28 protein-coding genes and 3 pseudogenes are annotated in these 25,006 nt (G+C 63.7%); 14 read left to right on the plus strand and 17 right to left on the minus strand.

Translation table 11 applies throughout. From position 1 onward, the window contains the following. Positions 1 to 102 precede the first annotated feature (102 nt). Positions 103 to 1,692, plus strand: coding sequence for a stealth family protein (locus tag AADZ78_RS23780; RefSeq protein WP_085249639.1), 1,590 nt, complete (start codon positions 103 to 105; stop codon positions 1,690 to 1,692). Here AADZ78_RS23780 and AADZ78_RS23785 read toward each other — a convergent pair. Both AADZ78_RS23785 and purL read right to left on the minus strand, forming a co-directional pair. Then, a complete protein-coding gene (locus AADZ78_RS23785; protein ID WP_085249638.1) occupies positions 1,637 to 2,593 on the minus strand; it encodes a phosphodiesterase in 957 nt (318 codons plus the stop codon). The genes AADZ78_RS23780 and AADZ78_RS23785 overlap by 56 nt on opposite strands. A 100-nt stretch (positions 2,594 to 2,693) precedes the next feature. Further along, positions 2,694 to 4,970, minus strand: a complete 2,277-nt coding sequence (purL, locus tag AADZ78_RS23790; RefSeq protein WP_139828586.1) for a phosphoribosylformylglycinamidine synthase subunit PurL — start codon at positions 4,968 to 4,970, stop codon at positions 2,694 to 2,696. Between the two features lie 65 nt (positions 4,971 to 5,035). Here purL and AADZ78_RS23795 point away from each other — a divergent pair, with 65 nt between their 5' ends. Further along, positions 5,036 to 5,692, plus strand: coding sequence for an acetyl-/succinyl-CoA transferase (locus AADZ78_RS23795; RefSeq protein ID WP_085249636.1), 657 nt, complete (start codon positions 5,036 to 5,038; stop codon positions 5,690 to 5,692). On the opposite strand, the gene AADZ78_RS23800 is transcribed toward AADZ78_RS23795, so the two are convergent. Continuing rightward, complete coding sequence (locus tag AADZ78_RS23800; protein WP_085249635.1) at positions 5,686 to 6,030, minus strand: VOC family protein; 345 nt, start codon at positions 6,028 to 6,030, stop codon at positions 5,686 to 5,688. The genes AADZ78_RS23795 and AADZ78_RS23800 overlap by 7 nt on opposite strands. Before the next feature lie 14 nt (positions 6,031 to 6,044). Then, complete coding sequence (locus AADZ78_RS23805; protein WP_085249634.1) at positions 6,045 to 7,310, minus strand: M18 family aminopeptidase; 1,266 nt, start codon at positions 7,308 to 7,310, stop codon at positions 6,045 to 6,047. A 6-nt stretch (positions 7,311 to 7,316) separates the two neighbouring features. Between AADZ78_RS23805 and AADZ78_RS23810 the strand changes: the two genes are divergently transcribed. Genes AADZ78_RS23810 through AADZ78_RS23825 form a run of 4 tightly spaced genes read left to right on the plus strand, consistent with a single transcriptional unit; the run spans position 7,317 to position 9,472 of the window. Next, positions 7,317 to 8,354 (plus strand): Dyp-type peroxidase, encoded by a 1,038-nt coding sequence (locus AADZ78_RS23810; RefSeq protein WP_085249633.1) that lies wholly within the window; start codon positions 7,317 to 7,319, stop codon positions 8,352 to 8,354. Continuing rightward, positions 8,351 to 9,157, plus strand: a complete 807-nt coding sequence (locus AADZ78_RS23815; protein ID WP_085249632.1) for a family 1 encapsulin nanocompartment shell protein — start codon at positions 8,351 to 8,353, stop codon at positions 9,155 to 9,157. The genes AADZ78_RS23810 and AADZ78_RS23815 overlap by 4 nt, the downstream gene beginning before the upstream one ends. Further along, the gene (locus AADZ78_RS23820) at positions 9,132 to 9,389 is read left to right on the plus strand and encodes an SDR family NAD(P)-dependent oxidoreductase (protein ID WP_372510544.1); all 258 of its coding nucleotides are present in this window, start codon (positions 9,132 to 9,134) and stop codon (positions 9,387 to 9,389) included. The genes AADZ78_RS23815 and AADZ78_RS23820 overlap by 26 nt, the downstream gene beginning before the upstream one ends. A gap of 5 nt (positions 9,390 to 9,394) precedes the next feature. Next, on the plus strand, positions 9,395 to 9,472 hold the full coding sequence (locus tag AADZ78_RS23825) for a hypothetical protein (RefSeq protein ID WP_239656391.1): 78 nt from the start codon (positions 9,395 to 9,397) through the stop codon (positions 9,470 to 9,472). A 5-nt stretch (positions 9,473 to 9,477) separates the two neighbouring features. On the opposite strand, the gene AADZ78_RS23830 is transcribed toward AADZ78_RS23825, so the two are convergent. From AADZ78_RS23830 to AADZ78_RS23840, 4 genes and pseudogenes are all read right to left on the minus strand, one after another. Next, a complete protein-coding gene (locus AADZ78_RS23830) occupies positions 9,478 to 10,842 on the minus strand; it encodes an HNH endonuclease signature motif containing protein (RefSeq protein WP_085249631.1) in 1,365 nt (454 codons plus the stop codon). A 105-nt stretch (positions 10,843 to 10,947) separates the two neighbouring features. Continuing rightward, positions 10,948 to 11,160: a 2Fe-2S iron-sulfur cluster-binding protein gene (locus AADZ78_RS29290; RefSeq protein WP_169726251.1), complete on the minus strand. Its 213-nt coding sequence runs from the start codon at positions 11,158 to 11,160 to the stop codon at positions 10,948 to 10,950. Next, positions 11,144 to 11,449, minus strand: a pseudogene (locus tag AADZ78_RS23835) (MOSC domain-containing protein); the annotation flags it as partial. The pseudogene AADZ78_RS23835 and the gene AADZ78_RS29290, both read right to left, overlap by 17 nt. After that, a pseudogene (locus AADZ78_RS23840) lies at positions 11,400 to 11,708 on the minus strand (alcohol dehydrogenase); the annotation flags it as partial. The pseudogenes AADZ78_RS23835 and AADZ78_RS23840, both read right to left, overlap by 50 nt. A 153-nt stretch (positions 11,709 to 11,861) precedes the next feature. Here AADZ78_RS23840 and AADZ78_RS23845 point away from each other — a divergent pair. Genes AADZ78_RS23845 through AADZ78_RS23855 form a run of 3 tightly spaced genes read left to right on the plus strand, consistent with a single transcriptional unit; the run spans position 11,862 to position 12,971 of the window. Then, complete coding sequence (locus tag AADZ78_RS23845) at positions 11,862 to 12,071, plus strand: hypothetical protein (protein WP_139828576.1); 210 nt, start codon at positions 11,862 to 11,864, stop codon at positions 12,069 to 12,071. A 24-nt stretch (positions 12,072 to 12,095) separates the two neighbouring features. Then, on the plus strand, positions 12,096 to 12,674 hold the full coding sequence (locus tag AADZ78_RS23850; protein WP_085249629.1) for a hypothetical protein: 579 nt from the start codon (positions 12,096 to 12,098) through the stop codon (positions 12,672 to 12,674). Then, positions 12,675 to 12,971: a hypothetical protein gene (locus tag AADZ78_RS23855; RefSeq protein WP_085249628.1), complete on the plus strand. Its 297-nt coding sequence runs from the start codon at positions 12,675 to 12,677 to the stop codon at positions 12,969 to 12,971. A 2-nt stretch (positions 12,972 to 12,973) separates the two neighbouring features. Here AADZ78_RS23855 and AADZ78_RS23860 read toward each other — a convergent pair whose 3' ends face one another. After that, the gene (locus tag AADZ78_RS23860) at positions 12,974 to 14,836 is read right to left on the minus strand and encodes a PPE family protein (RefSeq protein ID WP_085249627.1); all 1,863 of its coding nucleotides are present in this window, start codon (positions 14,834 to 14,836) and stop codon (positions 12,974 to 12,976) included. Positions 14,837 to 14,993: 157 nt separating this feature from the next. Between AADZ78_RS23860 and AADZ78_RS23865 the strand changes: the two genes are divergently transcribed. The 3 genes from AADZ78_RS23865 (at position 14,994) to AADZ78_RS23875 (ending at position 17,539) form a co-directional block, all read left to right on the plus strand. After that, on the plus strand, positions 14,994 to 16,469 hold the full coding sequence (locus AADZ78_RS23865) for a dihydrolipoyl dehydrogenase family protein (protein ID WP_139828574.1): 1,476 nt from the start codon (positions 14,994 to 14,996) through the stop codon (positions 16,467 to 16,469). A 14-nt stretch (positions 16,470 to 16,483) separates the two neighbouring features. Beyond that, positions 16,484 to 16,945, plus strand: coding sequence for a cupin domain-containing protein (locus AADZ78_RS23870; protein WP_085249626.1), 462 nt, complete (start codon positions 16,484 to 16,486; stop codon positions 16,943 to 16,945). Positions 16,946 to 17,068: 123 nt separating this feature from the next. Then, positions 17,069 to 17,539, plus strand: coding sequence for a hypothetical protein (locus tag AADZ78_RS23875; RefSeq protein ID WP_139828573.1), 471 nt, complete (start codon positions 17,069 to 17,071; stop codon positions 17,537 to 17,539). A gap of 25 nt (positions 17,540 to 17,564) precedes the next feature. Here AADZ78_RS23875 and purQ read toward each other — a convergent pair whose 3' ends face one another. From purQ to AADZ78_RS23905, 6 genes and pseudogenes are all read right to left on the minus strand, one after another. Next, positions 17,565 to 18,239, minus strand: coding sequence for a phosphoribosylformylglycinamidine synthase subunit PurQ (purQ, locus tag AADZ78_RS23880; protein WP_085249625.1), 675 nt, complete (start codon positions 18,237 to 18,239; stop codon positions 17,565 to 17,567). Beyond that, positions 18,236 to 18,475 (minus strand): phosphoribosylformylglycinamidine synthase subunit PurS, encoded by a 240-nt coding sequence (gene purS / locus AADZ78_RS23885; RefSeq protein WP_085249624.1) that lies wholly within the window; start codon positions 18,473 to 18,475, stop codon positions 18,236 to 18,238. The genes purQ and purS overlap by 4 nt, the downstream gene beginning before the upstream one ends. A gap of 142 nt (positions 18,476 to 18,617) precedes the next feature. After that, positions 18,618 to 19,109 (minus strand): 6-pyruvoyl trahydropterin synthase family protein, encoded by a 492-nt coding sequence (locus AADZ78_RS23890; RefSeq protein WP_085249623.1) that lies wholly within the window; start codon positions 19,107 to 19,109, stop codon positions 18,618 to 18,620. Between the two features lie 42 nt (positions 19,110 to 19,151). Continuing rightward, positions 19,152 to 19,589, minus strand: coding sequence for a 6-pyruvoyl trahydropterin synthase family protein (locus AADZ78_RS23895; RefSeq protein ID WP_085249622.1), 438 nt, complete (start codon positions 19,587 to 19,589; stop codon positions 19,152 to 19,154). 157 nt (positions 19,590 to 19,746) lie between these two features. Beyond that, positions 19,747 to 20,499: an LLM class flavin-dependent oxidoreductase gene (locus AADZ78_RS23900; RefSeq protein ID WP_085249621.1), complete on the minus strand. Its 753-nt coding sequence runs from the start codon at positions 20,497 to 20,499 to the stop codon at positions 19,747 to 19,749. A 52-nt stretch (positions 20,500 to 20,551) separates the two neighbouring features. Further along, positions 20,552 to 21,276: pseudogene (locus AADZ78_RS23905) on the minus strand (ATPase). Here AADZ78_RS23905 and AADZ78_RS23910 point away from each other — a divergent pair. Further along, positions 21,253 to 21,891 (plus strand): MBL fold metallo-hydrolase, encoded by a 639-nt coding sequence (locus AADZ78_RS23910; RefSeq protein WP_085249619.1) that lies wholly within the window; start codon positions 21,253 to 21,255, stop codon positions 21,889 to 21,891. The pseudogene AADZ78_RS23905 and the gene AADZ78_RS23910 sit on opposite strands and share 24 nt — an antisense overlap. Positions 21,892 to 21,997: 106 nt before the next feature. Here AADZ78_RS23910 and AADZ78_RS23915 read toward each other — a convergent pair whose 3' ends face one another. Beyond that, positions 21,998 to 22,702 carry a DUF2334 domain-containing protein gene (locus AADZ78_RS23915; protein ID WP_085249618.1) on the minus strand — a complete coding sequence of 235 codons (705 nt, stop codon included), beginning with the start codon at positions 22,700 to 22,702 and terminating at the stop codon, positions 21,998 to 22,000. Between the two features lie 99 nt (positions 22,703 to 22,801). Here AADZ78_RS23915 and AADZ78_RS23920 point away from each other — a divergent pair, with 99 nt between their 5' ends. Continuing rightward, positions 22,802 to 24,391 (plus strand): DHA2 family efflux MFS transporter permease subunit, encoded by a 1,590-nt coding sequence (locus AADZ78_RS23920; protein WP_085249617.1) that lies wholly within the window; start codon positions 22,802 to 22,804, stop codon positions 24,389 to 24,391. Between the two features lie 5 nt (positions 24,392 to 24,396). Here AADZ78_RS23920 and AADZ78_RS23925 read toward each other — a convergent pair whose 3' ends face one another. Further along, the gene (locus tag AADZ78_RS23925) at positions 24,397 to 24,960 is read right to left on the minus strand and encodes a TetR/AcrR family transcriptional regulator (protein ID WP_085249616.1); all 564 of its coding nucleotides are present in this window, start codon (positions 24,958 to 24,960) and stop codon (positions 24,397 to 24,399) included. Positions 24,961 to 25,006: the final 46 nt, after the last annotated feature.

The raw sequence follows: 25,006 nt of genomic DNA on the forward strand, positions 1-25,006 counted from the left end.
CCGTGCAAATGCGCTGACTCCACCATGCGCTGACGTCCGATCTATGAGATCCTCTCGGTGCCGTAGTCACATTTCCCCCAAGGTCCCTAAGGCGGTGTTCCGATGCCCAAGCTCATGTCGCGCGACGGCGGTCGGCCCGCCATGAATCCCATCATCGTCACCCGGCGCGGCAAGATCGCGCGTCTGGAATCCAGCCTGACCCCGCATGAGGCACAGATCGAGGATCTGGTGTTTCTACGAAAGGTCTTGAACAAGGCCGATATTCCGTTTCTGCTGATCCGCAACCACAAGAACCGGCCGGTGCTCGCGATCAACATCGAGCTGCGCCCAGCGTTAGAGCGTGCGCTGGGCGCCGCCTGCGCCGCGGAACCGATGTACGCCAAAACCATTGATGAACGCGGCCTTTCCCCGGTTCTGGTGGCCACCGGTGGGCTCTCTCGGCTGGTCGACCCGCGCATCGTGCGGTTGTATCGACGACGGATTGCGCCTGGAGGATTTCGCTACGGGCCAGCGTTCGGGGTGGAGCTCCAATTTTGGGTGTTCGAGGAGACCTTGATCCGCTGCCCGGTGGAAAACTCGCTTACCCGCAAGGTGCTGCCACGCACTGAGCTAGTCCCGACAAGCGTCAAGCTGTACGGGTACAAGTGGGCCACCATCGAGGGGATGTTCACGCCGCACGCCAGCGACGTGACATTCGATATCGACCTGGTGTTCTCCTGGGTCGACGGCAGTGATCCGGAGTTCCGTGCGCGGCGCGCGGCGCAAATGTCGCAAGTCGTGGTCGGTGAAGGCGACGACGCCGAAGCGCGGATCCGGCAGATCGACGAGTTGAAATACGCACTGCGTTCGGTAAATATGTTTGCTCCGTGGATCCGCCGCATCTTCATTGCGACGGATTCGTTGCCGCCGCCATGGTTGGCCGAGCACCCCAAAATCACCATTGTGCGCGCCGAGGACCACTTTTCCGATCGTGCCGCGTTACCCACCTACAACTCGCATGCGGTGGAAAGTCAGCTGCACAACATCGCCGATCTCAGCGAGCATTTCCTGTACTCCAATGACGACATGTTCTTTGGCCGACCGCTCAAGGCCAGCATGTTCTTCTCTCCGGGAGGTGTCACCCGGTTCATCGAAGCCAAGACCCGGATCGGGCTGGGCGCAAACGATCCCACGCGCAGTGGCTTCGAGAATGCGGCCCGGGTGAACCGCGAGTTGCTGTTCGAGCGGTTCGGGCAGGTCATTACCCGCCATCTCGAGCACACCGCGGTGCCGTTGCGCAAGAGCGTGCTGATCGAGATGGAGCGAGAATTCCCAGAAGAATTCGCCCGCACTCAGGCCAGTGCGTTCCGGTCGGGCACCGACATCTCGGTGACCAACTCGTTCTATCACTACTACGCGCTGATGACCGGACGCGCCGTCCAACAGGAGAAGGCCAGAGTCCGCTACGTAGACACCACCAGCTACGCGGGCTTGAATCTGCTTCCTGAGTTACGGAAGCGACGCGGTTACGACTTCTTCTGTCTCAACGACGGTAGCTTTCCCGAAGTCCCAGCCGCCGAGCGTGCCGAACGGGTTGTCAACTTCTTGGAGCGCTACTTTCCGATACCGGCGCCGTGGGAGAAAGTCGCCGCGGACGTCAGCCGGCCGAACTTTGCGGTGCCGACCGTGTCAGCACCAGCGGAGGGTGCTTGAACAGTGAATCGCGCCGCGACGGCTCGATGAATATGCCGCTGTCGGTGATGTTGCGTTTGGCTTGCGCGGGCGAAACAAACGTGCCCACAGTTTGTCCGCCACCAAGCGGAATCACCGAGTGCACGACGGTGTCTTGGTAGACGTGTACCAGGTTGCAGCCCTGAGCGCCGTCTCGGCCGCGCGTTCCTCCAGTGGCAACCGTGAGATCCTGCGTGTAGCACGTAGCCGACGCCACCGACACCGGAATCCCGACGAAGGTCGCATTCGTGGAGTAGTGCAGGTGCCCGGCCAAAATGGCGCGCACGTCGCTTCCCTTGAGCACCCGACCCAGGGAGGCCTGATCGCGCAGCTCCACGGTGACGGCCATGTCCAACACACTCGGAATCGGCGGATGATGCAGCGCCAAAATGGTGCCGTCCGGCGCTGATGTCGCCAATTCTCGGGCTAGCCAGTCCAGTTGCGCCGCGCTGACTTCGCCGTGATGATGTCCCGGCACCGAGGTGTCCAACGTGATGACGCGCAGGCCGTCGATCATCCGCACGCAGTCCAGCGGCGCCATCGAAGGCGCCTCGTCGAGCAGGAACTTGCGCATTTCCGCACGGTTGTCATGGTTGCCCATCACCCAGACGAGCTCGGCACCCAGCTCGGCGGCGAACGGCTCAACCAGGTCGCGAAGCTTGCGATATGCCTCCGGCTCGCCCTTGTCGGCCAGATCGCCGGTGAAGACGATCGCATCGGGACGGAGCCCGGAGTGATTTAACTGTTGAAGCAGGTCGCCAAGCCGATCGTCGGCATTTACCGCTCCGTAAAGCGGGCGATCCCCTGCGATGAGATGAGTGTCGCTGATATGTAGGAGAACGTAATCCGGCCGCGGATGCTCCGCGGCCCTAAGTCTGTGCACCGGAGGTGCCACACCCTTCCATCAATTGTTGGTTTTGGTCGCGAGCCAACAATCATAGCGGCGCCGCCGACGACATCCGCGCAATTGTGAGCTGTGCCACCTATCCGAATAAGCGCGGCAAGACCACCTCGGACGTCTCGCGCAGCTCGGCCAGGGAAACGGTGAACAGATCCTGAACCTCGATCTCATCCGATGCCTGGTCGACGACACCGATGCGGGCCGCGGGCAATCCCCGCGCCTCACACATCGCACGGAACCGGCTTTCCTCGGTGCGTGGCACGGCTACCAAAACCCGACCCGCCGATTCGGAGAACAGCAGTACAAACGGATCGGCATCCTCGGGCAGCACTATGCGGCAACCGGTTTCACCCGCCAGCGCCGATTCCACAATCGCTTGGGCCAGGCCGCCTTCGGACAGGTCATGCGCGGCAGATACCAATCCATCTCGTGATGCCGAGCTCAACACGTCTGCCAGTAGCTTCTCGCGCGCCAGGTCCACCGTGGGCGGCAGCCCGCCCAGATGGTCGGCGGTCACCTGCGCCCAGATGGAGCCATCGAATTCGTCGCGAGTGTCGCCCAGCAGCATCAGGGTTTCGCCCGGCTCGGTGCCGAATGCCGTGGGAATGCGTCGGGCGACGTCATCGATAACGCCGAGCACGCCGACCACTGGCGTGGGCAGGATCGCCGCCGACCCGGTTTGGTTGTAGAAGCTGACGTTGCCGCCAGTCACCGGAATCCCAAGGGCTGCACAGCCATCGGCCAGCCCACGCACCGCCTGCGCGAATTGCCACATCACACCGGGATCTTCGGGTGAACCGAAGTTGAGACAGTTGGTGACCGCGACCGGGGTGGCGCCGGTCACGGCGACGTTGCGGTACGCCTCGGCCAGCGCGAGTTGGGCACCCGCGTAAGGATCCAACAGGGTGTAGCGACCCGACGCGTCGGTCGACACCGCGATGCCGCGGCCGGTGGACTCGTCGACGCGCAGCATGCCGCCGTCCGCATGCTCGGCCAGCACGGTGTTGCCGCGCACATACCTGTCGTATTGCTCGGTGATGAACGCACGGCTACATAGGTGCGGACTGCCCAGCAGCGCAATCAAAGTCGCGCGCAACTCGTCCCCGGTCTTGGGCCGTGGCAGACCGGTGGAGCGGTCCGCGTTCAACGCGTCCTGGTTCTCCGGACGGGCGACCGGGCGTTGGTACACCGGCCCTTCGTGGGCAACGGTCCGCGGCGGCACGTCGACGACGGTCTCGCCATGCCAGGTGATCCGCAACCGGTCACCGTCGGTGACCTCGCCGATCACAGTGGCCAGCACCTCCCACTTGCGGCACACCGCCATGAAGGCGTCGACGTTTTCCGGAGCGACCACCGCACACATCCGCTCCTGCGACTCGCTGCAGAGTACCTCGGCGGGAGTCATCTCCTTGGCCCGCAACGGCACGGTATCAAGCTGGATCGCCATGCCACCGTCGCCGGCAGATGCCAACTCCGATGTGGCGCAGGATAATCCGGCTCCCCCCAGATCCTGGATGCCGATCACCAGGCCCCCAGCGTAAAGCTCCAGACAGCATTCGATGAGCACCTTCTCCATGAAGGGGTCGCCAACTTGGACCGACGGCAGCTTCTTGCGGGCCGCTCCGCTGCTGTCTTCAGCGCCAAAGGTGTCCGAGGCCAACACCGACACCCCACCGATGCCGTCCAACCCGGTGCGCGCGCCGAACAGGATGATCTTGTTGCCGGTGCCTGAGGCGAACGCCAAATGCAGATCCTCCTGGCGCAGTACCCCCACGCACATCGCGTTGACCAACGGGTTGCCGGCGTAGCACGCGTCGAAGACGGTCTCGCCGCCGATGTTGGGCAGGCCCAGTGAGTTGCCATAGCCGCCGATGCCGCGGACTACGCCGTCGACCACCCGGCGGGTATCGGGAGCGTCGGCGGCGCCGAATCGCAGTTGGTCCATGACGGCCACCGGTCGCGCACCCATGGCCATGATGTCGCGGACGATGCCGCCGACGCCGGTGGCTGCGCCTTGGTAGGGCTCGACGTAGGACGGGTGGTTGTGCGATTCCACCTTGAAGGTGACGGCCCAGCCGTCGCCGATGTCGACGACGCCGGCGTTCTCGCCGATCCCCGCCAGCATGCTGGCGCGCATCTCATCGGTGGTGGTCTCACCGAAGTAGCGCAGGTGGACCTTGGACGACTTGTACGAACAGTGCTCGCTCCACATCACCGAGTACATCGCCAGCTCGGTGTCGGTGGGCCGGCGTCCCAGGATGTCGCGAATCCGCTGGTACTCGTCGTCTTTGAGGCCCAGCTCGTGAAATGGTTGCGGTTGGTCGGGGGTGGTGGCGGCGTGGTCGACGGTGTCAATCACGTGGGTGCGCGCGCTCGTCACGGAGACAGTCTAGGGTGGCGCCGAAAGTCCTACATAATGCTCCAATGTCCCGCCACTGGCCGCTGTTCGACCTGCGGATCACCACGCCGCGCCTGCAACTGCGCCTTCCCACCGAGGAGCTGATCGACCAGCTGATCGACACCATTCTCGAGGGCGTGCACGACCCCGACCGCATGCCGTTTTCGGTCCCCTGGACCCGGGCGCCGCGGGCCGACCTGCCCTTCAACACGCTGTCGTATGTGTGGCGCGAGATGGCCCGCTTCACACAGGACGACTGGGCGCTGCCATTCGCGGTTGTCGTTGACGGCAGGGCCGTCGGCATGCAAGACCTATCCGCCAAAGATTTCCCTGTCGCGCGCCAGGTTGAGTCCGGTTCATGGCTTGGATTGGGTTACCAGGGCCGGGGCTACGGCACCGAGATGCGGGCAGCCGCATTGCATTTCGCGTTCGCCGAGCTTGGGGCTCAGGCCGCGACCTCGGCGTCGTATGTCGATAATCCGGCCTCGATCGCTGTTTCCCGCCGCAACGGTTACCGCGACAACGGCGTGGAGCAAGTGGTGCGCGAGGCAGTCTCCGGAAAAGAGGCCGTGCAGCAGTTGCGGTTCCGGTTGATCCGGGAGGACTGGCAACGGCATCGGACCGTCGAGGTGCAAGTCGAGGGTTTCGACCGCTGCCGGCCGCTTTTTGGTCTTGACTACTGAGCTACCACGCAGAACACGTTGCCCTCGGGGTCGGCCAGCACCACCCAGCGGAAGTTGTCGAACTTGTGCCGTTCCAGCTCGCTAGCGCCAGCCGCCGTCAGCCGGCACACTTCGCCGTCCACATCCGCGGCAACGAAATCGAGGTGCACCCGGTTCTTTCCGGGCGTCACGTCGGGCACCTTCTGGAATCCCAGGCGGGGTCCTTCCGGCGGGGTCACCGCGATGAACTCGCCGGGCGCGAGCTCATGCGTGGTACCGCCGAACTGCTCGGCCCACCAGCCGGCCAATTTCGCCGGGTCGCTGCAGTCGAACGTGACCATCTCTACGGTGAGTGCCATAGCCGGATGGTAGGTCAGCCGTCCGACAGAAACGCTTGCAGTGCCGCCGAGTAGGCGGCGACATCGTGAGCGCCCATCAGTTCCCGCGCGGAGTGCATCGCAAGCTGAGCGGCGCCGACGTCGACGGTGGGGATTCCGGTGCGAGCCGAGGCCAGTGGCCCGATCGTCGACCCGCACGGCAGGTCGGCGCGGTGCTCGTAGCGCTGCAGCTCGACGCCGGCCTGCTGACAGGCGAGCGCGAATGCCGCCGCAGTGCGGCCATCGGTGGCATACCGCAGGTTCGGGTGCACCTTGAGCACCGGTCCACCGTTGACCTCGATCAAATGGCCGGGCTCGTGGCGCTCGGGGTAGTTGGGATGCGTGGCGTGTGCCATGTCGGCGGAGGCCAGCAGCGAAACGGGCAGTCGCCGCAGGAAGTCTTCCCGGCTGCCTCCGCCGGCGAGCACAATGCGTTCCAGCACGGTGATCAGCAGGTTGGACTGTGCGCCGTGGTCTGAGGTCGATCCCACCTCCTCATGGTCGAAGATCACCAGCACCGGCACGTTGTCGCGCGGCTGCGCGGCCAGCAGGGCTTCCAGACCCGCGTAGCAGCTCGCCTGATTGTCCAGCCGCGGCGCACTGAGCAGGCTGGCGTCGGCGCCGATAACCGCCGACGGGGTCAGGTCGTGCGTCATCAGGTCCGCGGCAAGCACGTCGGATGCGGGCACACCGGCGCGCTCGGCGACGTAGCCCACGAATGAACCCGTTTCCCGGCCGATCCCCCACACCGCGTTAATGTGCCGTTGCGGATCCAGCGTGACGGACTTGCGGTCCTCGGCCAGATGAATGGCCAGCTGCGGCACCCGCAGGATCGGATCGTCGATCCGAACCAGCCGGTGAGTGACCCGGGCGCCGTCTCGCACCGACAATCGTCCACTGATGCCCAGGTCACGGTCCAGCCAGGAGTTCAGCCACGCTCCCCCGTACGGCTGCAGGGCCACCACCTGCCAACCGGCGACCTGCCGGTCCGGGTGTTGCTTGACCCGCAGATTGGGGCTGTCGGTGTGGGCGCCGACGATCCGGAAGGCTCCGTGACTTTCTTGGTGTCCGTGGGAATTCCATGCCACCAGCGAGCCGGCGCGGACGATGAAGTGGCGGCCCGGTTGGCCCGGCCAAGGGTCGGCTTCGTTGAGTTCGATGTATCCGGCATCGAGCAACCGTCGGGCCACGGTCGCGCACGCGTGAAACGGCGAGGGGGACTCATCGATGAATTCGCATAAACCCTGTGCAGTGGCCGCCATGTAGCAATGTCTAGCATCAAGCCTGTGCCCGCTGTTCAGCCCCAGCCGGTTCTGGCACCGTTGACGCCAGCCGCCATCTTCCTGGTGGTCACGATCAACGACGGTGGCGAGGCGATGGTCCACGATGCACTACCGGACTTGTCCGGTCTGGTGCGCGCGATCGGCTTCCGTGACCCGACCAAACACCTGTCGGTGGTGGCCTCGATCGGGTCCGGCGCCTGGGACCGACTATTCAGCGGACCTCGGCCCGCCGAGCTGCATCCGTTCATCCCGCTGGCCGGGCCGCGGCACGTCGCCCCGGCTACTCCGGGCGACCTGTTGTTCCACATCCGCGCCGAGACGTTGGACGTCTGCTTCGAGCTGGCCGGCCGCATTGTCAAGTCGATGGCCGGCGCGGTGACCGTTGTGGACGAGGTGCATGGGTTCCGGTTCTTCGACAACCGTGATCTGCTGGGCTTTGTCGACGGCACCGAAAACCCTGGCGGCCCAATCGCCGTCAGCGCCACCACGATTGGTGATGAGGATCCCGACTTTGCGGGCTCATGTTATGTACACGTGCAGAAGTACCTGCATGACATGGCCTCGTGGGAATCGCTATCGGCCACCGAGCAGGAACGCGTGATCGGCCGCACGAAGCTGGATGACATCGAACTCGGCGACGACGTCAAGCCGTCGAACTCACATGTCGCGCTCAATGTCATCACCGACGAGGACGGCACCGAGCGCAAGATCGTGCGGCACAACATGCCGTTCGGGGAAGTTGGCAGGGGTGAGTACGGCACCTACTTCATTGGCTATTCCCGCACCCCGGCGGTGACCGAACAGATGCTGCGCAACATGTTTCTCGGCGATCCACCGGGCAACACCGACCGCATCCTGGACTTCTCCATTGCGGTCACCGGCGGACTGTTCTTTTCCCCCACCATCGACTTCCTCGACGATCCACCGCCCCTGCCCGGCGGGCAGGTGAGAGCCCCCGCAGATACTCCTGCTTCTGACGACGGATCACTCGGGATCGGCAGCCTGAAAGGAACATCTCGATGAACAATTTGTACCGCGATCTCGCACCGGTCACCGAATCCGCTTGGGCAGACATCGAATTGGAGGCCGCCCGCACGTTCAAACGCCACATCGCGGGTCGCCGGGTCGTCGACGTCAGCGAGCCCGGTGGACCGGTCACCGCCGCGGTCAGCACCGGGCGGCTGATCGACGTGCAGGCGCCCACCGACGGCGTGATCGCCCACCTGCGGGATAGCAAACCCCTGATCCGCCTGCGAGTTCCGTTTACCTTGTCGCGCAATGAGATCGACGACGTCGAGCGTGGTTCGAAGGACTCCGATTGGGAACCGGTCAAGAAGGCAGCCAAGAAGTTGGCCTTCGTCGAGGACCGCAGCATCTTCGAGGGTTACGCTCCCGCGTCGATCGAGGGTATCCGGCACGCGAGCTCGAACCCCGCGCTGACCTTGCCCGACGACCCGCGCGACATTCCTGACGTGATCAGCCAGGCGTTGTCGGAACTGCGGTTGGCCGGTGTGGACGGGCCGTATTCGGTGCTGTTGAGCGCCGACGTCTACACCAAGGTCAGCGAAACAACCGAACACGGCTATCCCATCCGCGAGCATCTGAACCGGCTCGTCGACGGGGAAATCATCTGGGCGCCGGCCATCGACGGTGCTTTCGTGTTGACCACTCGCGGCGGTGACTTCGACCTACAGTTGGGTACCGATGTGTCGATCGGTTACCTCAGCCATGACGCCGATACGGTGCAGTTGTACCTGCAGGAGACATTGACGTTCCTGTGCTACACGTCCGAGGCATCGGTTGCGCTCAGCCCGAAGCCGGAATAAATCCCAACGCCCGTGTGCTTTCGGGGAGCTGACAACAACATTTGCCGGCTCCACCGCACTGGTCACGGGTGCCACGGCGGGTATTGGTCGCGAAATTGCTCTACAACTGGCTGCTCTTGGCAGCGAAGTCGTCGTGCACGGACGAAGTGCCGAACGCGGCGCCGGTGTGGTGCGGGAGATCGAGAACGCAAGCGGCAAGGCACGTTTGCGCGCGAAATCGCCAACGCAGTAGTCTTTTTGGGCTCACCAGAGGCCAGTTACATTAACGGCGCGGTCTTGCACGTGACCGGCGGGCAGCAAGCGATCGCGCCCTAGCCTAGCTACGCTGGGTCCTCGTCATCCCCGTCGTACAGCAGCTTTTCGGGGTGGTGGAAGCTATTCGTTCGCGGTTGTCCGTGATCAAGGTGTGGTGGTGGGATCCATTCGGTGTCGCCTCTGGCGTTTTTGCGGGTGGTCCAGCCCTTTTCGGCCAGTGGGTGATGCCCGCCGCAGGCGAAGGTCAAGTCGTTGACATCGGTGGTGCGGCACTGGGCGTACGGGGTGAGGTGATGGACTTCGGAGTAGTAGCCCGCCACGTCGCAACCCGGCGCCGAGCAGCCACGATCCTTGGCATACAACACAATTCGCTGCCCCGGCGAGGCCAGCCGCTTGGTGTGATACAACGCCACGGCCTTGCCCTTGTCGAAGAGCGCCAGATAGTGATTTGCGTGGCGGCCCAAACGGATGACATCCGATATCGGCAAGATGGTGCCCCCACCGGTCAGGCCCCGGCCCGCCGCGGCCTCCAACTCTTGCAGCGTGGTGGTCGCGATAATGCTGGCCGGCAGTCCGTTGTGTTGACCCAGCTCGCCGCTGGCCAGCAGTCCGCGCAGGCCGGCCAGCAGCCCATCGTGATTGCGTTGGGATTGGCTGCGGGTGTCGCGGCGCACCGCCTCCTCGGTGGCTTCCCCGTCCACACACGGGGTGTCATCCAGCGGGTTGCACATGCCCGGGGCGGCCAATTTGGCCAGGGCGGCTTCCAGGGTGGCCCGTAGCTCCGGGGTGATCAGGCCGCTGAGGCGCGACATGCCGTCGAATTCCTGGTTGCCGATGGTGATCCCGCGCCGTCGGGCCCGGTCGTCGTCGGTGTAGGTGCCATCGGGATTGAGGCAGTCCAGGAGCACGCCGGCGTACTTGGACAGCTGATCGGGCCGGTACTTGCTGGCCTTGTCGGCAAGATCGGCTTCGGCGGCTTCGCGGGTGAACAGATCCACCGCGGCGGGCAGCTTCTTGAAGAACGTGCGGATCTCGCGCACGTGGCCCGCGCCGATCTGCCCGGCGCGCTGGGCCGCCGCGGTGGCGGACAATTGCGGGGGCAACGGCTCGCCCGTTAATGCGCGACGCTCACCCAGCTCTTCGGCTTCGGCGATGCGCCGGTTGGCCTCCTTTTGAGTGAGGCGCAGCCGATCGGCCAACGCCGAGCCCAGCGTGCCGCCCAGCTCCTCCTCGCTGGCCTGCGCAGCGAGTTGATTGATCAACGCATGCCCGGGCACCGGCAACCGACGCGCCACCCGCTCCAGGCGCTCCAACGCCCGCAACCGCTCGGGCGTCGTCAACACATCAAACGCCAGGCCGCACAAGCGATCCAGCTCGGCATCGAGTGCGTCGAAGACCTCAACAATGTCCTCACGCGTGCTCGAACTCATGCCTGCATACTACGAACGGCCACCGACAAGAACGCCTACGTTGAGACAGGTGAAACTAAAGTGACACAAGGGATTTTCCGGTCGGACCTGCCGACAAAACGCCGCCTAAAGATCCAGTACGAGTTCGGTTTCCGTTGCGGCAGAACAGATGAGTACCGATCCGCTGCCCGGCTGCTCGAGCGGCGATTGGACGTACTTGGCCCGTCCGGCAACAACCCTGGTGACACAGACATGACACACTCCGCTGCGGCAGGAGAACCGCGTCGGCACGTCGAATGCGTCAGCGGGTTCAAGGATGCTGCCGCGCAATGGCGTCACCGGCTCGGACCTCGCCCTCGGTGATGACCCGGAAGTAGAAGCCGGGGCGATGCTGCGAGACAAGCAGATTGGGCATCTCGGGTTCGCCCAGACCCATGCCAACCCGGAAGCACGTGACGCGCGGTTGGGTGACCTCGAATTCGGCGCCGTCGATGCGGTACCGGTCCCCAATGCAGACCTCGTCATCCGCGAGTCCAGTGACGGTGAAGTTCTCCCCGAAGTGCCCAGGTTTGAGATCGTCTCGATGCAGGTACGACTTCCAAAAGTCGTACGACTCCATCTGATACAGCCGTAGCGGTGACGCGGGCACCCGCGGCGACTGGCATTTTGAGTGCGGCCTGGCCGAAGGATGACGTGGCGCCGCGGATCACCAGTGTCTGTCGCGCCTTCAGGTTGAGATTGCGGGACAAGCAGGTCCACGCGACCGCATAGGTTTCCGGCAGTGCTTCCAACTGTGACCATGGCAGGTCGGACTCGATGAGGGCGACATTTGCCGCATGCACGCGGGTGTATTCGGCATAGCTGCCGTTGATGGTTCGACCGAGGCCCGCGCAGCATCAAACGGTTCTCCATGCTGGAAGAGCTGGGCGCGTCACGCGTCGAGGCAAAACGGACCGACCTGGCCGCCCACATCGCAGAAGCAAACAGAGTTCGGGCGGCGGTGGTGGTGAAACTGCCGGCTATTCCGCTACCCTCTGCTGGTGCGGAGCAACCGTTCCACCCGGCTGGCCCTGGTCACGGCGCTGTTGGCGTTCATCGTCTGCGTTTGGCCGTCTAAGCCACGCGTACAACCCGTGCGGCTCACCGACGCCGCCATCAAGGAGCCGCTGCGTGGGCTCATCTCCATGGGCGCCTACAAGTTCGCACCGGTCCTCGGCGAGCCCGACAACTCGCTCGACACGGTGCGCTAGAAGACCGGTCTGCTGCAGGGCATCGTGATCTTGGCGTCGTGGCGCTCGCTGGTGCCGACGGCCACGTCCGGCCTCGCGGACAACAACGAGATCGACCAGGGTCTGGCCGCCGTTCGAAAGTACAACCAGGACAATCCGAAAACGCCGCTCGCCGTGAAGATCCGGGTTTGGGGCGGCTTCTGGGCGCCCGACTGGGTCATGCAGGCGAGCGGCGGAAAAATCGGAGTAGTCCACACCAACGGCCAAGGCAACTCCAAGAACCGCGACCTGGGGCACGTGTGGAGCGACGCCTACCACAAGGCCTGGGCGCACCTGCAGGAGCTGCTCGCCGCCAAGTACGACGCCGACCCGCTCGTCCACGAGGTCGCGGTTACCTCGTGCATGATGTTCACCGCCGAGCCGTTTTCCATCGACACTCATCCGGGCGCGCTCGACCCGCTTCGGAAGGCCGGGATGACCGATGCAAACTACAAAGCGTGTCTGAACAACATCGTCGACGACTACGCACCTTGGAAGACAACGCGCTTCGAGACGCCACTGAACCCGTTCAAGGACACCGATAGCGGCAAGCCGGTGCACGATGTGAACTTCACACTCTCGTAGATGGCGGACCGCCGAAAGCGTGCCGGGGATCGCTGTGTGTTCGACAACCACGATCTCGATGTGCAGGCAAAGGTGGACAAGGACCTGCAGACGATCTACGCGGCGATGAAGCGCAGCGGCGCAGAGGTCGAATTCCAGACCGGCGCGGCATCACCATCCGACCTCGCCGGCGTCATCGCCTACGGCGTCTCCAACGGCGCGACAAGCATCGAGCTGTACCAGGACTACGGCGGATTCACGCTGGTGCCCGACGCGGACCTGCGCAAGTACTCAGCGATGCTGATCGACAACCACTGAGCTCACCGGTGGAAGAAGCCCGAGTGCCCGTGATCATCGGGGGGGAAGCTACTTACGTTTCCGACGCCCGAGTTACGGATGCCGGTGTTGAAGAAGCCAGAGTTCTGGAAACCCACGCCATTGTTGACGCTGTTGAAGAAGCCCGAACCGCGATCGCTGGAATTCTGGAAACCCGAGCCGCCGAAGCCCGAGTTGTTGAAGCCAGAAGCATCAGGCCCAGCGTTACGGGCACCCGAGGTGTCGTCACCAGCGTTCGTGAAGCCTGAGGCGTTGTTGCCCTGGTTAAAGAAACCCGATGTGCCAGTACCGGTGTTTGCGAAACCCGAGCTGAGCCCGGGGCCGTTACCCACGTTTCCGAAACCGGTGTTTAGGTTGCCCGAGCTGAAGCCGCCGGTGTTGGTATTGCCGGAGTTGCCGAATCCGGTGTTTACCGCACCGGCATTGGCCCACCCGGTGTTGGCATGTCCTGAATTGAAGAACCCGGTCGAGGACTTGCCCGAGTTGAACATGCCGGTGACCTGCTCGCCGGAGTTGAAGAAGCCCGTGGTGTAGCGGCCCGCGTTGAACGCGCCCGTGACTTCCCCGCCCGTGTTTCCGAAGCCTGTGGTGTTCAGACCCGTATTCCAGGCGCCGGTGACGGTGCCACCCGTGGTTTGGAAGCCCGTATTGTTCGTTCCCGAAATCTCAAAGCCCGTGTTGGCAAAGCCCGAGTTAAAGAAGCCCACGTTGTTGTTGCCGGAGTTGAAGAATCCGATATTGCCGCTGCCTGAATTGCCGAAGCCGATGTTGCCACTGCCGGTGTTCAGACCGCCGATGCCGATCTGATTGTTGCCAGTGAGCCCGATGCCGATGTTGCCGTTGCCGGTGTTGCCGAAGCCAATATTGCCATTGCCGGTATTGCCGAAGCCCCAGTTGCCATCGCCGGTGTTCCCGGAACCCCTGTTGAAGCTGCCGGTGTTTCCGCTACCGATGTTGGAGTGGGCCGCAGTGTCGGTAGGGCCGACGTTTCCGAAGCCAATGTTTCCGTCACCCTTGTTGCCACCGCCGATATTCCCTGTCCCCGCATTGCCGAACCCCACATTCTGTTTACCGCTGTTGCCGCCGCCCACGTTTCCGGTGCCGGAGTTACCACCACCGATGTTCGTATCGCCGTGATTGCCGCCACCAATGTTGGAATTGCCGTTGTTTCCGCTGCCCATGTTGGAATTGCCGGTATTTCCACTGCCCAGGTTGGAACTCCCGATGTTCCCGTTACCCGCATTCTGGTTGCCGGTGTTGCCGTTGCCGACGTTGTTACTGCCCTTGTTGCCGACGCCCCAGTTCTCGGGGATCCCGAGCAGGCTTTGCAGGGACTGTTGCCACGACGTCAACTGCGCAGCCGCCGCGGACGCGCCGGCGTGATAGCCGACCATCGCGGCCACGTCCTGGGCCCACATCTCCTCGTAGCTGCCCTCGACGGCCGCGATCGCGGGCGCGTTTTGCCCGAACAGGTTCGACAACACCAGCGAAACGATCTGAGAACGGTTGACAGCCACCGCTATCGGCTGGACCATCGCCGTGCGTGCCGCCTCAAAGACGCTGGCCACCGCCCGGGCCTGTCCCGCCGCGCCGGCAGCCCGTGCCGCGGCCGCGTCCAGCCAACCTGCATAGGGTGCGGCCGCCGCTACCATCGCTGCCGCCGCCGGACCTTGCCACGCCTGACTTGCTAAACCCGAAGTCACCGAACTGAACGAGGACGCCGCCGCACCCAGCTCGAAGGACAACCCATCCCAGGCCACCGCGGCCTCCAGCAGCGGCCCCGGCCCCGCACCGGTGAACATCAACGCCGAATTGATTTCCGGCGGCAGCAAAGCGAAATTCGCCATCACGACTCCTTGACTCGCCCCACCACGACATCCACTCCCGCAGTGGCAGCAATTAACCTAGCTGCACCGGGCCCACGGTGTGAGCGAATCGGCAATCGCTGTGTACCAGTGATGATTTGGCCTGCGGCGCGCTGGGGATGCGCGTAGCGTCACAGGGATGGCATACGACATGGCATCCGGCCAACAGGAACAGGGCTACGACGTTGTGGTGCTCGGTGCTGGGCCGGTTGGCCAGAATGTTGCCGACCGGGTCCGCGCTTCGGGTCTCAGCGCCGCGGTGGTCGAACGGGAACTCGTCGGAGGCGAATGCTCGTACTGGGCTTGCGTGCCGAGCAAAGCCTTGCTACGTCCGGTCATCGCCGTCTCCGATACCCGAAGAACCGAGGGCGCGCGGGAAGCGGTCAACGGTTCGATAAACCCGGCCGGTGTCTTCAGCCGCCGCGATCGCTACGTCAGCGACTGGGACGACACCGGCCAGGCCGACTGGGTGGCCGGCATCGGCGCGACCCTGATACGCGGACATGGACGGTTGGACGGCCCGCGACGAGTTGTCGTCACCACACCCCGTGGCGCCGAGGTGGTACTGACCGTCGGGCAGGCGGTCGTCATCTGTACCGGCAGCCGGCCAGCGCTCCCCGACCTGCCCGGCCTTACCGAAGCGCGGCCGTGGACCAACCGCGAAGCCACCGACAGCAGCGACGTCCCGAACCGGCTCGCCGTCGTCGGGGCCGGCGGCGTGGGTGTCGAAATGGCAACGGCCTGGCAAGGATTGGGTTCAAAGGTGACCTTGCTGGCTCGAGGATCTCGACTGCTGCCCCGGATGGAGCCGTTTGTGGGCGAGCTTGTTAGCCGCGGACTGGCCGAGGCGGGCGTGGACGTGCGCGTTGGCGTGTCAGTACGCGAACTCAGCCGGGCCTACCCCTATTGCCCCGTGGCCATCGCGTTGAGCGACGGGACCGAGCTCGAGGTCGATGAAATTCTCTTTGCCACCGGCCGAAAACCCCTCACCGACCATATCGGCTTGGAGACGGTGGGACTGACTCCGGGCGGTTGGCTCGACGTCGACGACACCTGCAGGGTGCGCGACGTCGCCGACGGTTGGCTCTACGCGGCCGGTGATGTCAACCATCGCGCACTGCTGACCCATCAAGGCAAGTACCAGGCCCGCATCGCGGGTGCCGCGATCGCAGCACGCGCAGCTGGCCGCCCGGTGGACACCGAGCCGTGGGGGGAGCATTCGACCACCGCCGACCATCACGCGGTGCCGCAGGCCTTCTTTACCGACCCGGAAGCCGCCGCGGTTGGGCTGACGGCGGAGCAGGCTGAGCAGGCCGGGCACCGGATCAAGACGATAGATGTCGAGATCGGCGATGTCGTGATGGGAGCCAAACTCTATGCCGACGGATATACCGGTCGGGCGCGCATGGTGGTCGATGTGGATGGGGGCCATCTGCTCGGCATGACATTGGTCGGCCCGGGCGCTACCGAGCTGCTGCACGCGGCCACGATCGCGGTCGCCGGACGGGTGCCCATTGAACGGCTGTGGCACGCCGTCCCATGTTTCCCGACAATCAGTGAACTATGGCTGAGACTCCTTGAAGCCTACCGGGATTCGTTTTTTGTGGTCGTTTAGCCAAAGGAGCACCCATGGCAACCTCGGACGGATTTCATCCCGATTTCCAACCCGATGCGACGGCGTCAGAAGCGACACGTAATCGGGTGCATCACATCAAGGGATCGGAAATCAGTTCCGACACAGCGCAATCGGATGGACTGCGGCGCTTCGCCGCGCTGAACGGGCGCTCGGTTGGAGCGGAAAAGTTGTGGATGGGCGAGACGCATGTCTCGCCGGAGACCGTCTCGGCTAACCATCATCATGGCGAGTCCGAGACCGCGATCTATGTGCGAAGCGGCAACCCGGAGTTCGTCTTCCATGACGGCGTCCAGGAAGTGCGCATCTCGACTCAACCCGGCGACTACGTCTTCGTGCCGCCATATCTGCCGCATCGGGAAGAGAATCCCGACCCGAAAACACCCGCCGAAGTGGTCATCGCGCGCAGCACCCAGGAGGCCATTGTGGTCAACCTGCCGGACCTGTACCCCCTCTAACCGGATAGCTTGCATCCTTTAGCCGCGCCGACGCGTCCGCTCAGGCAATTCTCAACTGATTCTTCGATGCCGCTTTGCTTGGCTCAAAGGATCTGCATAGGGGGCAGCCCCAGCATTAGTCCCATGATGACTGAGCCGCTCTCGGCAAACTTGATCGAACGCTACCTGCGCACCCGGGGCCGGCGGTATTTCCGCGGCCGGCACGACGGCGAGTTCTTCTTCGTCGCCGATTCGCACCCCCGTCGGCTGCACGTTCATCTGGAGGTCTTACCTGCACACCACAACGCGTTCGCGATCCGGGTCACTCCCGCGTGCTTCTTCCCCGCCACGGACTATGCCCGGCTGACGCAGTTCGCCGATCGGTGGAACGCACGGAACCACGCCGTCACCGCGATCGTGCACGGATCCTCTGATCCACGACGCGTCGTCATCGAGGCACAGCAGTGCCAATGGCTCTCCGAACCTATCCGCTTCGAAGATTTCGCCGACTCGGCCGACCGCACCATCACAACCGCAATCGATCTCTTCGCCGCGCTGGCTCCGATTGTTGAATTATCTTCAGCCACACAATCATTGCTGCTTGACGCCGGTTAGCGAATGGTTTGGCCGTAGCTCGCCGTCAGGCTGCCAGCACCGCGTCCAGCGCTGAATAGAACAGGCCGAGTCCGTCCTCGGACGGACCGGTCAACACTTCGATGGCGTGCTCGGGGTGCGGCATCAGCCCGACGACACGGCGGTTGGCTGAGCTGATGCCGGCGATGTCGTGCATTGAACCGTTGACCTTCTCGCGGTAGCGGAATACGACCCGGCCGTCGCCTTCCAGTTCGTCGAGCACGTCTCGGGGTGCCACATAGCGGCCCTCGCCAGACTTCAGCGGCACCAACAAGTCCGCGTCGGCTTCGAAACGTGATGTCCACGCGGTCGACGTTGACGCCACGCGCAGCCACACGTCGCGGCAGACGAAGTGCAGCCCCACGTTGCGGGTCAGCGCGCCGGGCAGCAGCCCGGCCTCGCACAGCACTTGAAACCCGTTGCAAATCCCCAATACCGGCATGCCGCGGCCGGCCGCGGCGACGACTTCGCCCATGACCGGGGCGAATCGGGCGATCGCACCAGCCCTAAGGTAATCGCCGTAGGAAAAGCCGCCGGGCACAATCACGGCGTCGACAGCCCTGAGGTCGGCGTCAGCATGCCACAGGCTCACCGCGTCGGCGCCGACCTGGCGCACCGCGCGCGCGGCGTCCACGTCATCAAGCGTCCCTGGAAATGTGATGACGCCGATCCGCGCCGTCATTGCGGGTCCCGGCTGATGGTCCAGTCCTCGATCACGGTGTTGGCCAACAGCGATTCGGCGATTTCGGCAAGCACCGAATCGTCAACGGCATCGTCGACCTCCAGCTCAAACCTCTTGCCCTGACGGACGTCTGAGATTCCGGGGTGTCCGAGGCGTCCCAGCGCTCCCACGATCGCCTGACCCTGCGGGTCGAGAATCTCCGCTTTAGGCATCACATGCACGACCACCCGGGCCACCGGCGCTCCTCCTCAGACCTGACCGCTCCGCCCGGCGATGGCAGGCGCCGGTATGGCGCGAGCAAGCAGCCGGGGCAGAGGTTCCGCGCCAACTCTACCGGCGATAGGCCCGGGCCTCGCCAGCTACGCGGTCTTACGCCCGCTAACTGCCCGAGTAAGTGGCCTCAACTGTCTGTTCGCCAAGAACCTTCATTTCTTTGATCCGCAGCTGGTCGGCCAGCCCTTTCTCGTCGATGACAGCCTGGAGGCGGTCGTAGAAGTGGCGTACCAACGCCTCAAAGGTGGGTGAAAAGTCCACGGTGCACAATTTGAGTCCGCCTTTTCGCGTAATCGCGGCGATGTCCTCGTACAGCGGATCATTCTTGTCAACGACAAATGCGTGGTCCACCTCGTCCAGAATCGGCCTAAATGCGTTCTCCAGCAGGTCCGTGTCCAAAAGGAAGTACTGCTCGTCAAGACTGTCCCCGGTAAGCGTTACGGAAACAAAAATCGTGTGACCATGCAGGTTGGCGCATTTATTGGCAACCAATTCTGGGGTATAAAGCTCACTTCCACCGCGGCTGGTCCGCATGTCGTGGGTCCACGTCCGATGCCCCATTTCAAGGCGGATCGTCTGCTTGATCGTGTAGGCCATACGTGCTCCTTGGGTGTATTGACGTGGACTGACTTGGCTTCGTTAGATTCCGTAGCTGGCATTGAGCGTCGACGCGCATCGGAGCTCTGCACGTTTTAAAATGCAGCCGTTGAGATGTAGCTTACCGTTTATCTGCTCGTATATATGCTGCACAAGCCCCTCGATGGTGGGGTTGAAATCAACGGGATACACTTTATCCGCCACGTCCGCAAGCTCGCAGACTTTCAGGAAGTCGTCATATATCGGATCTTCGGTCCAGATAATGAACGAGTGATCCAATGAGTCGATAATCGGCCGCACAACGACAGCGAGTTCATTCGTGTCGAAGACCGTCCTCATGCCATCCAATTCCAGCTGAGACTCGAGAACGAGTTTGAGCTCCCAGGTATGGCCGTGGATGGTTTCTTCTTTCTTATAGTCGAACCCTAGAGATCGATGGCCAGCGTCGAATCGAAACGTCTTCTCGATCGTACGGGCCATCGGGCTCCACCTCCGGGGCCAAGAGCGGAACCGCTCCCAAACGTTAGAAGCGATGACGAACCGACCGGCACAAAGGACCCGTTTCCGGACCCTCTTTACTGGCTTCGCCTAATGAATGTTAGATCCACATCCATGCACGGCCAAGCCCCCTTATCTGTTAGGCGACCAGTATCAACCGGTGGCCGCCCAGGTCCGCAATTCGACCTTGCGCCTCCCCGTCGGGATCGAGGGAGGCTTGGCTGTGTTCCGTCCACGCGCTGAGCTCCAAGGGAGCGCTGGGGTTAGCGGACTGCGCACGCGCATCTCGGGCGGCCTGGAAGAATTCGGCAATCCGAGGGTGGTCGAGACGGACGTTGACTGCATCGCAGCGGGCGCCGGCAACCTTGGCAAGGGCAACGCTATTGACCCCGAGTAGCACCGGCGGGCGGGGCAACGGCAGCGGAAAGCCGGTCCACTTGTCGGCTCGGTGCGGGTCCCACAGGATGTCGCACAGGTCGAGAATTGCGGCAAGGTGCTCATGCCGACGCTGCATCGAGTCATGCAACGGATTCCCAAGCACTTCGTGCTCTTGCGCCCAGTGGGTCCCAGGGGCGGCGCCCGCTCCGATGCCGAATATGAAACGTCCCCCGCTGATCTCTTGCACCGAGGCGGCCGCAACGGCCGTCACGCCCGCCGAACGGTTGGCGGCATTGACCACCAAGGTGCCAATGCCAATCGTGGAGGTGGCTGCGGCCAGAGCTCCGGCCAAGGTAAAACATTCCAGCATTCGGTTACTCGACAACACCGAACCGGACAGGTGGTCATAGACCCACGCAGTCCCGAATCCTTGAGCTTCGGCCTGCGACACCTTGGCCCGAATGTCCGGCCAGACGTGCTTGGCTGCGCTATAGAGAATGTCGAGTGTGACCATCTGCCGAACGTACAGCAAAATACCACTGCCAGAATCGATTTCCGGCTCGACCTCAGCACGAGCCGATGTAGGCCTCGCACAACGGGCGGGTCATGGCGTCCAGTACCGCGGTGTCGGAGCGCACCGACCACGGCACCTTCGGCGGCCCCGACGACCACAGCGTGAGTTCACTGAGCGTGCTGCTCGACACATGCGCGACCAGATAGGTGTGCATGACGACCGGTCCACTGATTACCGCGGCCATCCGGGTCGGTTCGTCGTCAGTGATTGACGGCGATTGCATTGGCGACCCCAGCTGGCAGGCGCGTATGGCGGTGACGGCGGCACCGAACACCGCTGCCGCGATCGCACCCCCGCGGGCTGTGTCACCGCGCCAGTGCAATACCTGAGCCTGCAACTGCCACTGACCGTCGAGGTGGACCACCGTCACTCGACCCGCGACCGCTGAATTGCGGCTGTCCTGTGGGAACGTCGGTGTGGCGCACACTTGCTCGAACTGAAATCGGGGCGTCGTCCCGGTCACCGCGACCGCCGCACCAGCCAGCGCCGGCCAGCCGTACACCGAGTCCAGTGGCACGTCCCGTCGATGGATCCACGCCGTGGCGGGGATCTGATCGCATACCGGCGGGCAGGTTTCCGGCTCCGCCTGTGCGGGTGCTGTCACCACGACAGCGACCACAACGCTGCTGGCGACCAGCATCGCCGCCAGGATCACCCGCATCTGCACCGCCTCATCAGGGCACAATCGTAAACATGCAACTGACGCATTTCGGTCATTCCTGCCTCCTCGCCGAGTTTGGTGAAACGAGCGTGCTTTTTGATCCCGGCACCTTCGCGCACGGCTTCGAGGGGATCACCGGCCTGTCCGCGATCCTGATCACCCACCAGCACCCCGACCACATCGACGTCACACGACTGCCGGCGCTGCTGGATGGCAACCCAAACGCCGTGCTGTATGCCGATTCGCAGACAACAGCGCAATTGGGTGCGCCGTGCCGAGAGGTGCATGTCGGTGACGAACTGTCGGTCGGCGAGCTGACCATCCGTGCAGTGGGTGGCCGGCATGCGGTGATTCATCCGGAAATCCCTGTGATTGAGAACATTTCGTATCTGGTGGATGACGGCGAACACCGAGCCAGGTTGATGCATCCCGGTGACGCACTGTTTGCGCCTGGCGAGCCGGTGGACGTATTGGCCAGTCCCGCCGCTGCCCCGTGGATGCGGATCGCGGAGGCAGTCGACTACCTGCGCGCGGTGTCGCCGGCCCGCGCGGTACCGATCCACCAAGGGATCATCGCCCCCGATGCACGCGGCATCTATTACGGCCGCCTGACCGAGATGACCAACACCGACTTCCAAGTGCTGCCCGAGGAGAGCGCGGTCACCTTCTAGGGCGAGCAGACGCAAAAGCCCCCGACACCCCGTGCGTGCGGGGGCTTTTGCGTCTGCTCGCCGTGGCTAGGTGACGACCCGGGCGCAGCGGGTCGCCGCAATCTGATTACGCAGCGTCGAGAATTGCCTTATCCGGCCGCCAGCGGTATACCGTCGGCGCGCATTCGTGCAGCAACGCAAGGTCGACGGCATCCAGCATGGCCTGCAATGGGCCCGGCTTGCGCAAATGATGGGCGGCTACCGCAACCCGCACGACGCCGCCGCGCCGAGCGATCCGCTGGGCGGACATCACGACCATCCGGCACCACCACGGCTCTGCGAGGAATCCTTCTCCGATGCCCAGCACGCGGGCGCGCACAGTGGTCTTGCGGACCAGGTCGGTAATTCCGTGGAAATCGGCGAGTAGCCGAAAGCCGTTCCCGGGCAACGCTTTGACAACACCGGGCGATACCAACCAGCCCGGCGCCGCAAACAGCCGGGTGCGCAGCCCGAGATGCTCGAGCACCCGGTCGGCGGCCATCAAACGCAGGTTGGCCTCATGTGCGTGCAGCGTCGCGAACTCGCCACGCCGCCTCTTGGTGGCCGCTTCGTCGTAGCCGTGCAGTACCAGCGCATCGCCGCCGGCGCGCCGCGCGGCCAGCCACTCAACGGTGCCCGGGTCGCGGTCGAGTCGGTACTCACCGCGCAGACGCGGAGCCACCAACAGCGATACCGGCACCGAGCGGGCATCCATTTGCCCGCAGAACGCGTCGACGTCGGCCAGGGTGTTGATCCCTATGCCCGAGACCGAGACGATCAGTTTTCCAGACACGCTTGTAGTTTGCCGATTCCAGGTTTCGGGACGGTGAAGTACACGCAGACAGCAGACATATATCCGGACCGCGACGGCCCCCGATATGCTCAAAACTCCATGGATGAGGCGCGTTCCGCACCGGCCGATGCCGCGTTACCCACCACCGCCACGGGCCCGCCCCGCCGCGGCGAACACGTCTACCCCGACAAGCTCGACGCTGGGATCTTTCGGATCGCCGGGGTTTGTGTGCTGGCGTCGCTGATGACGGTCCTGGACGCCACAGTCGTCGCGGTCGCACAGCGCGCCTTCACCGTCGAATTCGGTTCTACCCAGGCGGTCGTCGCATGGACGATGGCAGGCTACACGCTCGCACTGGCGATGGTAATCCCGCTAACCGGTTGGGCAGCCGACCGATTCGGCACCAAGCGTCTCTGGATCGGATCGGTGTTGGCGTTCACGCTGGGCTCACTACTGTGCGCGTTGGCGCCGAATATTGTGTCACTCATAGTGTTTCGGGTTGCGCAAGGCGTTGGGGGCGGCATGTTGCTGCCGCTGGGATTCGTGATCCTAACGCGAGTAGCCGGCCCGAAACGGCTCGGACGCATGATGGCGGTCCTGGGTATCCCGCTGCTCCTCGGCCCGATCGGCGGGCCCATCCTGGGCGGCTGGCTGATTGGCACCTTCAGCTGGCCGTGGATCTTCCTGGTCAACCTGCCGATCGGATTGACCGCGGCCATTCTCGCGACCATCTTGTTCCCCAAGGATCGCCCGGAACCTTCAGAGAGCTTCGACTTGATCGGCGTCCTGCTGTTGTCGCCGGGCCTGGCCACGTTCCTACTCGGGGTGTCGTCCATTCCGGGCCGCGGCACAGTGGCCAATCGCCACGTCTGGATACCGTTGACCATCGGGCTGGTCTTCATCGCAGCGTTTGCCATCCACGCCTGGTATCGCGCTGATCATCCGCTCATCGATTTGCGGCTGTTCAACAACTCGGTGGTCACTCGATCCAATGTGACGGCGCTGGTGTTGGCGTTCGCTTTTTACGGCACCGTGTTGCTACTCCCGAGCTATTTGCAGCAGGTCATGGATCAGACACCGATGCAATCCGGGATACACCTGGCACCGCAGGGAATTGGCGCCATGCTCACTATGCCGTTTGCCGGCGCATTCATGGACAAGCGGGGACCAGGGAAGGTCTGCGTGCTTGGCATTTCGGTGATGACCGCCGGCCTGGGCATCTTCACCTACGGCGTTTACCGGCACGCGGGATACGTCCCAATGCTGCTGGTGGGGCTGGTGATCTTCGGCATGGGCATGGGCTGCACCATGACGCCGCTTTCCGGGGCGGCAGTTCAGACGCTGGCACCACACGAGATAGCCCGTGGTTCTACGCTGATCAGCGTCACCTATCAGGTGGGCGCCTCGACAGGGACCGCGCTGATGTCGGTGATTGTGACCCATCAGTTCAATTGCAGCGAGAACATTTCGGCCGCCAACCAAGTCGCGGCGCTCCAACACGACGCCGCCCGGCGTGGGGTGCCCATCGACCCGTCGGCAATACCGCGGCGCACCCTTACCCCCGACTTCGCCGGCAATGTGCTGCATGATCTTGCACACGCCTACACGGTCGTCTTCGTGATAGGGGTCGCGCTCATGGCTTTGACGATCATCCCGGCGTCGTTTCTGCCGAAAAAGCCGGCCGGCTAGTGGCACTAACCCTCGAACAGCAGCCGAGCTATCCGCGCGACACTGTCCATCGGATCCACAGCCCTCACTTCCGGATTCACCGCGTCATTGAGCCACAGCATCGAAAAGCCGTGTACCAGTGACCAAGCCGCCAGCCGGGCGTAAGCCGGATCTGCCCGGGCGTTGGGGTCGCGCAGCGTCGCCACTCCGCGCGCCAATTCCGCGGCGGCGGCCGCCTCCGCTGCGGTCAGCTCGGCATCCGCGCCGTCAAGCAGCGACCTGTTGAACATCACTTGGTAGTGGCCGGGATGCTCGATGGCAAACCGTACATAGGCCAGAGCTGCGTCGGCGAACTGCGGACGGGCGTCCGCGAGCGCCTCGGCCAGCAGCTGGTATCCCTGAGTCGCAAGCGCGGTGAACAGACCTCGCCGATCGGTGAAGTGGTGCGCGGGCGCGGCATGCGACACACCCGCGTCACGGGCCAACTCGCGCAGCGACACCTGATCGGCGCCCCGTTCGGCCACCAGACGCGCGGCTTCGGTGAGGATCACGCTGCGCAAATCGCCGTGATGGTAAGTCGGCCGGTCCATAGGCCCAGCATAACGACCGAACTTGACACTGACTAGATTGAAGCAT

This window comes from Mycobacterium riyadhense, assembly GCF_963853645.1.
Taxonomy (GTDB): domain Bacteria; phylum Actinomycetota; class Actinomycetes; order Mycobacteriales; family Mycobacteriaceae; genus Mycobacterium; species Mycobacterium riyadhense.